This window comes from Pseudoalteromonas sp. MMG022 (assembly GCF_021654245.1).
GTDB lineage: Bacteria > Pseudomonadota > Gammaproteobacteria > Enterobacterales > Alteromonadaceae > Pseudoalteromonas > Pseudoalteromonas amylolytica.
The window spans coordinates 48,853-61,951 of sequence record NZ_JAKFZQ010000011.1; the positions used below are offsets into that span (position 1 = coordinate 48,853).

Below are 13,099 nucleotides of genomic sequence, written 5' to 3' on the forward strand. Positions count from 1 at the left end.
TCTATGGTTGTTTCTTAGTGATAGTGAGTAAAGGATCTTGCCCTGCATTCACTTGTTTTAAGGGATAATAACATGGTCCGAGTTTGTCTGCATTGAGTACAATAAGCGTACCTAACATTCTTGCATGGGGGTCAGATAAATCGAAGTAAGCAAGTATTTCACCTTGCTCAACATGCTCCTTGCCGAACGCGTTGATTGGTTGACGTTCCATTGTGTTGTCTTCAGGAGGCAACTGAATGTGCACCAATAGTTTGAGCCCGTTATTGGCAACAATAATAAATTCGCTGCCTTTGCGTTTAATTCTCTCAATAGTGCCGGTTACAGGGGAGCACACCTTGTTGCTGCTCATGTCTACGCAAACCCCTCTTCCGAGCATACCTTTGGCAAATAGGGGGTCTGGATGAGACAGTAACGGGAGCACTTTACCCGTAAATGGGCTGGCTAAATGCATTAACGGGTTACTAATGGTCGTAATTGGGGCATATTCAACAGGAGTAGAAAACTGCATTATAGAACTAGGTATCCATCTTTTTTGAGTGCTTTAATGGCGTCATTGATTTGTTGCTCTTTTACTAGAATATAATCTGTATCGTAGGTAGACAACGAAAAAATAGAGATATGGGCCTTAGCAAGTACCCCCGATATATTGGCCATGATCCCAGTCAGCGAGAACCCAAGTGGGCCAAGCACCTCTAAAGCTCGCCAGTCATCTTCTGCTGCAAAGCTATCAACTTTGATACTACTGGGGCATACAATGGATAACTCATCTTCAGTTTTGGCGATGAAAAATATATTGGCATTAACTACCTGCGTAGGAATAGCCGCATCACTATCTAGGCTGTGAATGGTAAATTTATGGCTGAGCAATTGCAGCGTTTGTTTTGACATGCTCTACCTCTATCCAATAACTTTATCTAGATAGTATAGCCAAGAGTTAAGAAAGCGAACCCTATTAACTCTTGGCATCGTTACTATTATTGTTGCTGATCAGCTATTTGCTGAGCTTGAATTGCGGTAAGCGCAATGGTGTAAACTATGTCGTCAACCAGTGCTCCACGGCTTAAATCATTCACAGGCTTTCTCATTCCTTGTAACATCGGTCCAATACTAATTAGATCGGCACTTCTTTGCACCGCTTTGTATGTCGTGTTACCGGTATTGAGATCTGGAAATACAAAAACTGTTGCTTTGCCTGCAACCTTGCTGTTCGGTGCCTTTTTCTTTGCGACATTTTCCATAATTGCTGCGTCATATTGCAGTGGACCATCGATATCGAGATCTGGTCTTTTGTGTTGCGCAATTTTTGTCGCTTCACGCACCTTATCTACATCAGCACCATGACCGGAGGTACCTGTGCTGTAGCTTATCATTGCAACACGCGGCTCAATACCAAATGCAGCAGCTGACTCGGCTGACTGAATTGCAATATCTGCCAACTGCTCCGCCGTAGGGTCAGGGTTAATTGCGCAATCTCCGTATACCAGTACTTGATCTGGCAGCAACATGAAAAAAACCGAGCTTACCAAAGATGAGCCGGGCGCAGTTTTTATCAATTGCAGTGGCGGACGAATGGTATTGGCGGTAGTGTGTACAGCGCCTGAGACTAAACCATCTACTTCATCAAGTGCCAACATCATAGTGCCTAATACCACATTGTCTTGTAGCTGCTCTTGTGCAACCACTTCTGTAAGGCCTTTTCCTTTACGTAATTCAACCATAGGCGCGACATAATTATCGAGATGATTTTGTGGCTCTAAAATGGTCACATTCTCGTTTAGTTCAACACCTTGTTGTGCTGCAATACGTTCTATTTCTTCGCGTTCGCCCAATAATACCGTTTTGGCTATACCTCGCTCTCCGCAAATTGCTGCAGCCTTAATCGTTCTCGGCTCATTTCCTTCTGGCAGTACAATGGTTTTATTGGCTTTTCTTGCTAGATCTGTTAACAAGTAGCGAAACGCTGGTGGAGACAGCTTACGCGTTCTTGCAACGCCAACGGCCAGTTCATATAGCCAGTCAGAGTCGATATGATCTGCATTATGCTGTTTGACCTTATCAATACGTTGATCATCGTCACTGGGCACTTCCATGTTGAAGTTATGTAGCAGCAGCGATGTACGCCAAGTATCCGCAGTTGTGGCTAAAATTGGCAGTCCAGTTTCCATAGCTTGCTCGCACAGAGTCATGATGCGCGGCTCTGGCTTAAAGCCACCGGTGAGTAGAATGGCACCTAATTTGGTCCCATTCATAGCGGATAAACACGCTGCAACTAATACGTCTGAACGATCTCCTGGGGTAACTAGCAGCGCCCCAGGTGTAAAATGGTTGAGTATGTTTGATACTGTTCGAGCACAAAAAGTAACTCGGCGCAAACGTCTATGCTCCATGTCGCCGGCATTAATTACTTCAGCCTTGAGGTAGTTGGATAAATCGATAACGCGTGGTGCAACAAGATCGAAATCCCAAGGGATGCAGCCGAGCAGCATAAACGGATGCTTTCGAAAAATAGGAAGTGATGCAAGACGATGCATTTCGTTTTCGAGTTCGTCGGGGTTGTGTTGATCAACAAGATCAGCACGTGCGCGGCCTTGTTCATCTAACGGCGCATTGACTTTATTGAAAATACAACCCAACACACGGTTGTGGTTTACGGTGCCATAATTTCCCGCTGCAATTTCAAGGCGGTCTTCAAGTTGTTCATTGCTGTCGTTTCCAGGGGTGAGTACAAACACGATATCGGCACCCAAGGTTTGCGCTATTTCTCGGTTGACTCTTCCTGCATAGGGCTGCAAGCGTGTGGGCACCATTCCTTCGATAACTGCAACTTCATCATCTTGTATTGCGCTCTCAAAACGCTCAACAATCTCCTCAAGTAAATCATCTCCTTTTCCATCCCCTATCATTTGTTCAGCATAACTCAGCTCAAAGGGGGTAGGTGGGTTCACAGCAGATCCTTGGCGAACGATCACTGTTGACTTTTCAGGTCCATGTTCGTCTTTACGCGGTTGAGCAATGGGCTTGAAAAAGTTAACTTTTACAGCTTTTTGCTCTAATGCTCTGACTAGGCCAACTGATACGGAAGTTAAGCCTACACCCGTTGAAACGGGGATCAGCATAATACGACGTCCCATACTATTGCTCCTGTGCTATGGTTGCTGCATCAGTGGCAATAACCCATTCTTCATTGGTTGGGATAACAACTGCGCATGGACTATTTGTAGTAGTTATTATGCCCAGTTGACCAAAGCGTGCGGCGAGATTTTTTTCATCGTCGAGTGTAAGGCCTAAGAACCCGAGTTGAGAAACCACCTTGCGACGGATCTCATCGGAATTTTCGCCAATGCCACCGGTGAAGATTAGGGTATCTAGACCACCAAGTGGTACCGCGAAAGCGGCAATCTGTTTGGCAAGTCGATAGCAGAAAATATCCAAAGCCAATTGCGCTTGCTCATGACCTTGGGCTGCAGCCTCTTCTATGGTTCTACAATCGTTCGACAATTCACTAATACCAAGCAAGCCACTTTGCTTATTTAACAGCAAGTCTACCTGTGTCGGAGAGTATTTTAGTTGGTTCACTAAAAATGCGAAGATACCGGGGTCAATATCACCACTTCGGGTGCCCATCATCAGGCCTTCAAGTGGTGTTAGGCCCATACTGGTGTCGACAGAAAGACCCTTTTTGATGGCCGTCACGGAGCAGCCATTACCTAGATGAGCACTGACAATTCGTGAATTATCTTTATCTAGGCCTAAAATCTTGTGTGCTTGGGTCGATACATAATAATGACTAGTACCATGAAAACCATAACGGCGAATACCATGCTCTTTGTATAAAGAGTAGGGTAGAGCATACAAAAATGCTGTTGGTTCCATGCTCTGATGAAATGCTGTGTCAAATACGGCAACTTGTGGTAAGGCAGCAAACGCGGTTTGAGCGGCTTCAATGCCTAATAAGTTTGCGGGGTTATGTAACGGAGCTAAGGCACTGGTTTGCTTGATAGCTTCAATGACTTCAGGTGTGATACGAACAGAGTGTGTAAAATGTTCACCGCCATGTACTACGCGGTGACCGACGGCTATCAATTGTTTGTCTAAATTAAGGTGTTTGACCAGTTCTACTAACCGAGTGATAGCCACTTGATGCGCATCACCGGCACTGAGGGTGATCGTTTGTTTTTCGCCATCGTATTTGTATTTGATAAGTGGTTGCTGTTCAGCTAAACACTCAGCCAACCCTGAAAGTACTTCTGAGCCGGAGTGAATATCAATAATGGCAAACTTAAGGCTTGAACTACCACAGTTTAAAACGAGAACATGGGAAGATGACATAATGACTTTCCGTTTTGACAATAACAGTAAACGCGTATTAAGCTTAAAGCATAGTGGCCAATAAGCGACACGCTAGACAAAGGTATAATTGACTTATTAATGATAATTTTACCTGAATTTTTACTTTAAAGTTAGCACCTAGGAGTGATGATGCAAAATAGTCTTATTACACAAGTGCAGCTTGGACGCCAATATGCAAAGGAGTGGCCCATGCGCAAAGAGCTTGCGCCAATATTTGCAGAATACAGGGTGATAAAGGCAACCGAATTGTCGTTGACAGTGATGCCGATATTGGCAATTTTTACCGTGTTTTTTCAGACAAGTCAGCTGGGTGCACAGTATTTACCACAGGCGATAGCGGCGGCATTGTTTTTCCTATCATTGCCCGTGCAAGGTCTGCTTTGGTTAGGTAAGCGTTGTGATACCCCGTTGAACCCATCGCTAAATAGTTGGTACAACGAGCTGTATCACAAAATGGTTGCTAACGGGTATGACGCGCCTTCAACCTCAAGAAAGCCAAGATATAGAGAGTTGGCGAAGCTGTTGTCTGATATGTTCAACAAAATGGACAAGGCATTTACCAAAGAGCAGTTCTAAGTCAGAACTGCTAATTATCCACTTTTTTAAACTCACTGATGTAGAAAGACAGTGTAATGGCGTGTGTTTTGGCGCTGCGCAAAGCATCATAATGACTGTCTTTAAACTTCCAAGCAAATGGCGTCATTTGTATCAAGTGCTCTAACACATCAGTATCAATCTGTTGCTGCACTTCTAATAACGTGTGCTCCTGTAATGCAAAGCCGTGTGGCGTTTCTACCACCTCATGTAGCTGCACATCATCGTAGATGTATTGTTTTAATTCAAATAAATGTTTTGGCCCTGGGCTGACGATGATTAAGGTTCCGTTGTCATTGCATAGGCGCTGAAGCTCTTGTGTAAAAATGGGGGCAAAGACACTTAACAGTACATCGGCGCAGTGGTTAGAAAACGGCGTTTGCTTAATTGAGGCCACGCCAAAGTGAACGTTTTTATACCTTTTCGCTGCGTACTTAACCGCGGCCTTCGAAATATCTATACCATATACTTGTGCATCAATGGCATCTGCGATGGCATGGGTGTAAAAGCCTTCTCCACAGCCAAGATCAATCATAGTCTTAGGTGCTTGTTTTGCGATGATCTCGACGAGCTTTTGTCTTAAAAATACGTAATGATCAGTGGCAAAAAACGCTCTTCTGGCTTGTACCATTTGCAGATTGTCGCCAGGTTGCTTGGACTTTTTGTTCTGCACAGGAAGCAGGTTGACGTAGCCTTCTTTGGCGAAATCGAACTGGTGGCGCTTTGCACAGCACAAACTGTTCTGAGTTTGCTTTAGAGGCTCCAAACACAATGGGCATCGGTACAATAGTGTCATTTGTTTAAGTATTCCTGGTCGTAAAATGTTTTCACCCTATGAGGTCGGTAGGTGATAAGTAATGTGATCACCATGCCGTTTAGCATGGCTTCTGGGAACCACATAATCACAGAATAAAACATGTAGTTATCTAGTAATGTGGGCAGATCATACAGGCCAAGTAAGTAAAAGTAACCTCCGCTGATAAGAATTTTCGCGGCGCCAACAAAGCCAGCACACAGAAATGCGCATACAAAAATATAGACGAAAAAATGTCTGGGTAAAAATTGATAACACAGCAGGTAAAGCGCATAGCTTAAGTAGATGGGGATTAACGCGCTAAACAGTAAAAATTCAGCTAATTGATTAACGGGTAAATCTGTGAAATAAAGCAGCAGCAGACTTGCAAGTAAAGCGCATAATGCGGCTAAACGCCAACCCATGACTAAGGTAGCAGCGGTGATACCAAGTATATGAATGTTAAGATGCTCTAGAATGCCGGCTTGGATTTGCCAGATAAGTGCTAAGCATAATGCGCAGGCAAACACGCCAGTTTGACGTGCAGGGCGCTTAAGTAGCGTTTGATAGGTGTGCCTGTTTAAGGTGGCGGCAAAAACAGCCGCCGTGAACATGGTTAGCAGCATGTTTAAATTTCAAATGTGGCCCAAATTGGCGCGTGATCAGAAGGTTTATCAATACCACGTAGTTCATAGTCAATATCGCTTTCAACACAGTGGGCCATCAATGACTCTGTGGCTAAAATGACATCAATACGAAGCCCGCGATTGTCGTCAAAGCCACGAGAACGGTAGTCGAACCACGAGTACTGCTGGGTATCTTCAGGCTTTAGCTCTCTAAATGTATCTTTTAATCCCCAAGATAACAGTGTTTCTAACCATTGACGTTCTTCAGGTTGGAACGAGCACTTGCCGGTTTTTAACCAGCGTTTACGATTGGCTTCACCAATGCCGATATCTAGATCTGTGGGTGAGATATTGATGTCTCCCATTACTACAACCGCTTGTTCTTTATCGTAGTGAGTGTTGAGGTGAGTCATTAGATCAGCATAAAACTGGCGTTTATAAGGGAATTTCGTCTCGTGGCTAATATTATCACCCTGTGGGAAGTAACCATTCATAACTGTCACTTCTTTACCAGAGTCGCTTTCAAAAGTACCGATGATCATACGTTTTTGTGACTCTTCTGTGTCAGTGGTAAACCCTTTTTGGATATGTTTGGCTGGCATTTTAGATAGCAAAGCTACGCCATAGTGTGCCTTTTGGCCATGAAAGTACACGTGATAGCCCAGCGCTTGTACTTCATCTAGTGGAAAGGCTTCATCATGGACTTTGATTTCTTGTAAACCAATGATGTCTGGCTGGTGTTTATCAATCATGGCTTGTAGCTGGTGGATCCGAGCTCGAAGTCCATTGATATTAAAAGAGATGATTTTCATGTTATTTTCGTAACCTTATTTTCACTATGCAGTAGCTGCCTTGTCCTTTATCGCCATGGAGAGTGCAATGTTTAGTAAAGCGTCGGGCAATTGACAGCAAAGAATCAACGTTAAAATGATATCACTCATTTACAGCGAGCTAAACGGTTCAGGTCATAGAAAGTAGGTTACGTTATTGAAATGATAAAGAGCTGATAACTCATGATATCAGCAAAAGCTGATACCATGAGTGAGTACCAAGTTTAGAAAACAAAATCCACGCCCATACTGATTGCGCGTGCATCACCATGATAAGCCCATCCACTCGGCGCATGACCTTGGTCTACAAATTTATCGTACTGTATTTTGAACGCCGCAGTAGGTAAAAAGTTGTAGCGTAAGCCATAACTTAAAACATAGTGTTCTTCTAAGTCTTCGGTGGGAACATTAGTGCGTTCGTGATCCGCTTTTGAGTAGGAAATGTAAGGTTGATAATCATCCCAGTTGTAAACTAAAGACACAAGATATGTTGGGAACTCAGTGCCAACCGCATCATCGTATTCCACAAAGTTCCAGTCAAATAACAAGGTAAACTTATCTAACGAAATATTGCCGCCAAGTCCGACAAAAGTTTGCGAGAATGGCGTATAGGGGTCGATACTACCGTCTTGCTGAATGGTTTCTCTATCGCGGTCATTCTGGAAATACACAAATCGTAAGTCGAAGCTATCCCCTGAGATATTCCAGTTCATACCAGTAATATCGGTCCAATATTCATTAACTGTACGCGCACTTCCACCGTATAACTTGTCATAATAGAGCATTTCAACATTGTCGTCAGAGTATTCATTGCCGTAGAAGAAAGTTAAGGTATTGGAATAGCCGCCGAGTTCAAAGTCATACATAGCATGTACGCCATTGAACTGAGTAACTTGCCACCAATACAGATTTGATGGAGGTCTCATCCACGGATAGGCATAGCCGACTTCAGAAAACTCTGAAAAATAGTACATGGGAATATTACGACGCCCAGCCATCAGAGTAAGGTTTTCAGTTGCTTGATAAGTCACATAGTACCAATCAAACTCAGGTTCAAAATCATCAACACCTTTGGCAACCAGCTGTGCGGTCACAGAGAAATTCTCAGCGAGATCCATAACGGCTTGAACGGCAAAGATTGACTCGGCTTTGATGGTGATGTCGTTGTCGTACTGGCCAACATCATAAAAGTCAGCGGTAAGTATTTCGTCACGTGTTTGCCCTGGGTTAAGCGGGTCATCCACCGTTCCTAAAGTTTTACCCGCTATGATTGAGCCATAGCCACTGATACGCATGTCGGCGAGCGCTGATGATGATATCAGCATCGTAATGCCGGAAGTCACGGCTAATAAAGTTTTCATATGTTTACTCCTACCTAAAATGTTGCGACAACTTTGACCGAGTCGGTCGTAGCACTTGCGTCGACATAACCGATTGCATCTGGGTTTGAAGACACGGCAGATATCACATCTTTGCTGGAGTCCATTTCTTGAGGAGGGGTCCCTTTACCCGTGAATAAAATTTTTGACCAATAAGCCTTTACTTGGCTACTCGATTTACCTATCACTTTGGTATTGAACTCATCACTAGCTGGGTCACTCGCACTGGCGCTTATCAAAATTGCAGAGCGGCCATTGGTAAATGATTTGGTTTTGCCAAGAAAGATCTTTTTAATTGTTTCCTGATCAAATGTTGATGTGTTGCTTGGGTGAACGATTATGGACACTTCAGCGGATGCTTTAGACAAAGAAAATAAACTAAGCGTGGATACTGCAAGAACAACTTTCCACGTCATACTTTTGGTGGACAGTAACATAGTGTGTTCCTTATGTGATTTGCAAAGAGTTGTAAGCAAGTAATTTGCTATTACAAATTAAAAGTAGCTTTCGTTTAGGGCTTTGCAAGTATTTGTAGCTAAAAAGTAAATTTTAAAACCTTCGCATTTTTAAGATTTCATTGGGCTGATATGGCTGTTTAGCCTGTTTTTAGTTATCACAGTATGTGCCTATTTTAGGTTTTTGTATGCCAAAGTGGCATCAACACCTTCAAAAGCAGGCCTAAAAATGTGGTATTCAGCTTCGCGAGGAAAGGTTAATAGTTAGGCTGGACTTGTAAAAATATGAACAGTTGTTAGCGTGACTAGCTGAACGTTTTACATAGATGTAAATAGTCTATTAAATGAGCAAAAAAGAATACGTATATCATTTACAAGATATATATTGGCTATATAATGCGCGCAAATTCGTTCATATTGGGTATATTATGTTTAAGTCATTATCTTTAGTTGTTGCACTTTCTACCATTACTTCTGTGTCTGCTCAGGTTGAATATTCAGCTGCAAACGCATCACCAGAATCAAAAGTTTGTGTGATAGCAGCCCAACAAGGACTCAGTGCCGCACGTACGGAAGCACAGAAATACGGTATCAATATCTCTCGCTTTTCAAAAACATTAGTATGTAATGGTGAAGATGTACGCGACATCGCCAAACAAGCAGCTCTTGCCAAAGCACAGACGCAAGATACAGCTGTGGCGCTTGTAGCTAAAACAGCCTCTACAGAAACAGAGCTGTGTATTAAGGCTGCTAAAAACGGTGTTGCCAGTATTGCTATTCACGGTCACAAAGCTCGCAGCCTACGTTGTAATAACTTACCTGTTAGAGAATTTGTTAAACAGTACGGTAAAGCCGCTATCTAATCTTATTGATGCGTTGGCAAATGCTCAGGTTTTACCTGACGTTGGCAACAATATAAAAACGCTAGGTAAAATACCTGGCGTTTTTTTATTCACTGGCGAATAGTCGTTTATGAGTTCGCCGAGCATATTCATCTGTCATTCCACTTAAATAATCAGCCAACACTCTCATTTTTTCGTTGGTCGTATTCGTGTTTTGATATTGCTCCTGAGTTGTGTAAGGCAATAAGCGCATTGGATCGCTCGCCAATGCACTGAATAAGTCAATGAGTAGATTTTGCCCACTAAACTCTATTTGTTGCATTTTTGGCTCTCTTATCAATCTTTCAAAGACAAATATTTTTAGAATACTCAAAATGTCCGCAAACTCGTTATCTAAGGTGACCTTGTAGCGAAGCAGTGGTGATTCAAAATCTGGGTTTTGAATATTTAATGCGCTGTTTACAATAAATAGGTTTACCAGTTCTCCAATTGCATCTTTACGATAGGCTTCGTCTTGAGAGAACAACCGTTGCGTCAGCCGCGTCAAATTTTGCTTTAACCAAGGTGAGCTAAGCGCTATCAGCTTAGGCTCCGCATAGAGTGTCCAATCTGCTAAGGTTAACGTATCTGTCGCAATCGCATCTTCAAGGTCATGCACGGCATAGGCAATATCATCCGCGAGCTCCATAATTGCACAGTCCAAAGATTTGAATAGGGTTTTACAGCGATATTGGTCGATAACCTGATGTTGTTGCAGAAGCGCTTTGTCTGAGTCTGTAAACGGTTCTATGATCCAATTAAATACGTCGCTATCGCAATGGTATACCCCTTTCGCAGGCAGCCAGTCATTGGCTTTAATGAAGCGTTGACTGGGGTCGTGACTGGGTTTATTGAACCACAATTGATCGATAATAGCTGGGTATTTCACAAACCCTAGCAAGGTTCGGCGTGTCAGGTTCATACCATATCCTTTGCTGTATGGTTCCAACTTAGACACAATTCTGAGGGTTTGCGCATTCCCTTCAAAACCGCCGTAATCTCTCATCAGATAATTCAGTGCCGTTTCTCCACCATGGCCAAATGGAGGGTGGCCAATATCGTGCGCAAGACAAAGCGTTTCTATTAAACTGGTTGATGGAAAGTGCTCAAACTCTGGATTGGCAATTCTTAGATGTCTTAATAAACCGCTGCCAATTTGTGAAACTTCCAAAGAGTGGGTCAGGCGTGTTCGATAAAAATCATTTACGCCGATGCTCATAATTTGAGTTTTTGCTTGTAAGCGCCTAAATGCGGCGGCGTGAATAATTCTTGACCTGTCCACCTGCCACGGTGAGCGATTGTCATTTGGTCGGTGCTTATGTTGTTCTGACAATCTTTGCTGCCAAACTGTTTGCATGGTTGCTCCGTACAATGAATAGTAGACTGCTATACTTAAAGACGATGAGCGAACTGTAATTCGCGTTTAATTGTTACTTTAAGTATAATGCGGGGCCAATTTATTACGTAAAAAATAAAGAGTTGTGTGCTTGTATACCGATACTAGCAAGCTAGTTCTAAAACTTACAGTCTAACGAATGGATAAGACTGGCACACTAACACAGAGGACACACATGCAAGTCAGAGTTATTCAATTAGTTATATTTTTAGTGTCGGTTTGGGCATTGAGCTATCCGTTTTTGTATGAAACAACTTATCCACTGACCTCAGAGCAGACAATTAAACCTAAAAAGCCGAGTGTTCCAAAAGTTGTGGAAAAGCCATTACACACCGTAAAGCTGCCAGATTTTAGTAGTATTACGGATGTGAAAGAGAAAAAACAACGCTTTTTTGATTTCATAAAGCCCCATGTTATTGCTGAAAATACGAAAATTAGACAGCAACGCGCAACGTTAGAAATAGCCTTGATGATGCTGCAAATGGATGAAGCGCTAACTAAAGCACAAACAAAAAAGCTTAACAATATTTTTGCTTACTATCGGCTAGATGACGAACAGTTTACTGTAGAAAGTGTACAAGAAGCGCTCAAACATGTAGATATTATTCCAAGAGAACTAGCACTGATGCAGGCTGCTAATGAATCGGCTTGGGGAACCTCTCGATTTGCTAGAATAGGTTTAAACTTTTTTGGGCAATGGTGCTACAAAAAAGGGTGCGGCATGGTGCCAAGGGACAGAAATGATGAAGCTGCGCATGAAGTCGCCGCATTCCAGTCAGTACGTGCAGCAGTGAAATCATATTTTAGAAATATCAATACACATGATGCTTATCGTCAATTGCGTGAAAAGCGAGCTGAGCTTAGGGCTAATAAGCTGCCTATTGAAGCGACTTTATTGACTCAGGGACTCGTTGCTTATTCAGAGCGCGGTGATGCTTACGTAGAAGAACTCAATGATATGATCCGCCATAACAAGGATTATTTTGATGAAGAATAGTTGTTTTGTACTATTAACTTTACTTGCCTTTGTTGGGGGCTCTGCAAATGCAAAGGAATTTGTGGTGTCTTACGATGGATTCTATGATCGGTTAAAAGTCGTTGAGAAGGGTAACTTTGAGTTTGCTCGTGTTAATTTTTATATTGTAGATATTGCGACACTTGAACCTTGTAAAGTGAAAAAGGGTGAAATCGTTACTGAAAATTCTTCGTCACCACTGACCTACACGAATCAGGCACAATTGCTGTTACCTTACGACAAGCAACTTGATAAAGATAAAGCGGTTGTTGTTATTGAGCCGGAAAACCCAAATCATGACTGCCAATTAAAGTTCCAAATTGAAGCTGACCATTTTAGCGCAAAGAACTTAAATAAAGCGGACATCTATCAACTTCATAGCGAATTTAACGAACTGCTTTCGGACCTATCAGGATTTTTTGTCAGCAAGTTAATGGGCTTTTTACTGCCTGAACAAAAGGGGGTGAAGATCACATTCTCACGGCCTGTGACTTTTGATGATCCACAAGTTCAATGTGCTCAATCGAGCTGTACTTTTGAGGTCAATGAAGCATGGCAAGAGAACTCGCAGATGTTCAACAGTCCCAATACACCGGTTGACATTGCTCAAGTCACTCCATGGATCAGTAAATAGCAACGGCATCTATTCTTGGCTCAACGTCCGTTGAGCCAAATATTCTTTTATATCAACACTAGAATTGAACCGAACAATGGCAAGGCTAAGCTCTTTCTGCTAAACCTTACAGAGGCTGATAAATCAAAGGACGGCCCTACCATGTT

General features: G+C 42.7%; 14 protein-coding genes. 4 read left to right on the top strand and 10 right to left on the bottom strand.

Translation table 11 applies throughout. The annotated features are described in order from the left end of the window. Position 1: 1 nt before the first annotated feature. The 4 genes from L1070_RS11610 to L1070_RS11625 form a co-directional block, all read right to left on the bottom strand. A complete protein-coding gene (locus L1070_RS11610) occupies positions 2-508 on the bottom strand; it encodes a PTS glucose transporter subunit IIA (protein WP_083330604.1) in 507 nt (168 codons plus the stop codon). Beyond that, positions 508-888: an ACT domain-containing protein gene (locus tag L1070_RS11615; protein WP_237125666.1), complete on the bottom strand. Its 381-nt coding sequence runs from the start codon at positions 886-888 to the stop codon at positions 508-510. The genes L1070_RS11610 and L1070_RS11615 overlap by 1 nt, the downstream gene beginning before the upstream one ends. Positions 889-974: 86 nt before the next feature. After that, the gene (pta, locus tag L1070_RS11620) at positions 975-3,131 is read right to left on the bottom strand and encodes a phosphate acetyltransferase (protein ID WP_237125667.1); all 2,157 of its coding nucleotides are present in this window, start codon (positions 3,129-3,131) and stop codon (positions 975-977) included. Between the two features lies 1 nt (position 3,132). Continuing rightward, positions 3,133-4,329 (bottom strand): acetate kinase, encoded by a 1,197-nt coding sequence (locus L1070_RS11625; RefSeq protein ID WP_237125668.1) that lies wholly within the window; start codon positions 4,327-4,329, stop codon positions 3,133-3,135. A 150-nt stretch (positions 4,330-4,479) separates the two neighbouring features. Between L1070_RS11625 and yfbV the strand changes: the two genes are divergently transcribed. Beyond that, complete coding sequence (yfbV, locus tag L1070_RS11630) at positions 4,480-4,926, top strand: terminus macrodomain insulation protein YfbV (RefSeq protein WP_237125669.1); 447 nt, start codon at positions 4,480-4,482, stop codon at positions 4,924-4,926. 10 nt (positions 4,927-4,936) lie between these two features. On the opposite strand, the gene rlmA is transcribed toward yfbV, so the two are convergent. From rlmA to L1070_RS11655, 5 genes are all read right to left on the bottom strand, one after another. Beyond that, positions 4,937-5,740 carry a 23S rRNA (guanine(745)-N(1))-methyltransferase gene (rlmA, locus tag L1070_RS11635; RefSeq protein ID WP_237125670.1) on the bottom strand — a complete coding sequence of 268 codons (804 nt, stop codon included), beginning with the start codon at positions 5,738-5,740 and terminating at the stop codon, positions 4,937-4,939. Next, positions 5,737-6,363 (bottom strand): energy-coupling factor ABC transporter permease, encoded by a 627-nt coding sequence (locus L1070_RS11640; RefSeq protein ID WP_237125671.1) that lies wholly within the window; start codon positions 6,361-6,363, stop codon positions 5,737-5,739. Before L1070_RS11640 ends, rlmA begins: the two co-directional genes overlap by 4 nt. A 2-nt stretch (positions 6,364-6,365) precedes the next feature. Continuing rightward, positions 6,366-7,175 (bottom strand): exodeoxyribonuclease III, encoded by an 810-nt coding sequence (gene xthA / locus L1070_RS11645; RefSeq protein ID WP_237125672.1) that lies wholly within the window; start codon positions 7,173-7,175, stop codon positions 6,366-6,368. A 242-nt stretch (positions 7,176-7,417) separates the two neighbouring features. Continuing rightward, positions 7,418-8,554, bottom strand: a complete 1,137-nt coding sequence (locus L1070_RS11650; protein ID WP_237125673.1) for a porin — start codon at positions 8,552-8,554, stop codon at positions 7,418-7,420. Positions 8,555-8,568: 14 nt separating this feature from the next. Continuing rightward, a complete protein-coding gene (locus L1070_RS11655; protein WP_070987109.1) occupies positions 8,569-9,009 on the bottom strand; it encodes a phosphate ABC transporter substrate-binding protein in 441 nt (146 codons plus the stop codon). Positions 9,010-9,455: 446 nt separating this feature from the next. Here L1070_RS11655 and L1070_RS11660 point away from each other — a divergent pair, with 446 nt between their 5' ends. Then, positions 9,456-9,890 carry an exonuclease III gene (locus tag L1070_RS11660; protein ID WP_070987151.1) on the top strand — a complete coding sequence of 145 codons (435 nt, stop codon included), beginning with the start codon at positions 9,456-9,458 and terminating at the stop codon, positions 9,888-9,890. Between the two features lie 85 nt (positions 9,891-9,975). On the opposite strand, the gene L1070_RS11665 is transcribed toward L1070_RS11660, so the two are convergent. Continuing rightward, positions 9,976-11,265: an anti-phage deoxyguanosine triphosphatase gene (locus L1070_RS11665; protein ID WP_237125674.1), complete on the bottom strand. Its 1,290-nt coding sequence runs from the start codon at positions 11,263-11,265 to the stop codon at positions 9,976-9,978. 214 nt (positions 11,266-11,479) lie between these two features. Between L1070_RS11665 and L1070_RS11670 the strand changes: the two genes are divergently transcribed. Together L1070_RS11670 and L1070_RS11675 are read left to right on the top strand one after the other, a co-directional pair. Next, a complete protein-coding gene (locus tag L1070_RS11670) occupies positions 11,480-12,301 on the top strand; it encodes a glucosaminidase domain-containing protein (protein ID WP_237125675.1) in 822 nt (273 codons plus the stop codon). Further along, complete coding sequence (locus L1070_RS11675) at positions 12,291-12,953, top strand: DUF2987 domain-containing protein (RefSeq protein WP_237125676.1); 663 nt, start codon at positions 12,291-12,293, stop codon at positions 12,951-12,953. The genes L1070_RS11670 and L1070_RS11675 overlap by 11 nt, the downstream gene beginning before the upstream one ends. Positions 12,954-13,099 lie beyond the last annotated feature (146 nt).

Excerpts from the sequence above, each read along its gene's own strand:
- L1070_RS11675 (WP_237125676.1), top strand. The coding sequence starts at position 12,291 with ATGAAGAATAGTTGTTTTGTACTATTAACTTTACTTGCCTTTGTTGGG.
- L1070_RS11640 (WP_237125671.1), bottom strand. The coding sequence starts at position 6,363 with ATGCTGCTAACCATGTTCACGGCGGCTGTTTTTGCCGCCACCTTAAAC.
- L1070_RS11660 (WP_070987151.1), top strand. The coding sequence starts at position 9,456 with ATGTTTAAGTCATTATCTTTAGTTGTTGCACTTTCTACCATTACTTCT.
- pta (WP_237125667.1), bottom strand. The coding sequence starts at position 3,131 with ATGGGACGTCGTATTATGCTGATCCCCGTTTCAACGGGTGTAGGCTTA.
- L1070_RS11665 (WP_237125674.1), bottom strand. The coding sequence starts at position 11,265 with ATGCAAACAGTTTGGCAGCAAAGATTGTCAGAACAACATAAGCACCGA.
- L1070_RS11625 (WP_237125668.1), bottom strand. The coding sequence starts at position 4,329 with ATGTCATCTTCCCATGTTCTCGTTTTAAACTGTGGTAGTTCAAGCCTT.
- L1070_RS11650 (WP_237125673.1), bottom strand. The coding sequence starts at position 8,554 with ATGAAAACTTTATTAGCCGTGACTTCCGGCATTACGATGCTGATATCA.
- xthA (WP_237125672.1), bottom strand. The coding sequence starts at position 7,175 with ATGAAAATCATCTCTTTTAATATCAATGGACTTCGAGCTCGGATCCAC.
- yfbV (WP_237125669.1), top strand. The coding sequence starts at position 4,480 with ATGCAAAATAGTCTTATTACACAAGTGCAGCTTGGACGCCAATATGCA.
- L1070_RS11670 (WP_237125675.1), top strand. The coding sequence starts at position 11,480 with ATGCAAGTCAGAGTTATTCAATTAGTTATATTTTTAGTGTCGGTTTGG.
- L1070_RS11615 (WP_237125666.1), bottom strand. The coding sequence starts at position 888 with ATGTCAAAACAAACGCTGCAATTGCTCAGCCATAAATTTACCATTCAC.
- L1070_RS11610 (WP_083330604.1), bottom strand. The coding sequence starts at position 508 with ATGCAGTTTTCTACTCCTGTTGAATATGCCCCAATTACGACCATTAGT.
- L1070_RS11655 (WP_070987109.1), bottom strand. The coding sequence starts at position 9,009 with ATGTTACTGTCCACCAAAAGTATGACGTGGAAAGTTGTTCTTGCAGTA.
- rlmA (WP_237125670.1), bottom strand. The coding sequence starts at position 5,740 with ATGACACTATTGTACCGATGCCCATTGTGTTTGGAGCCTCTAAAGCAA.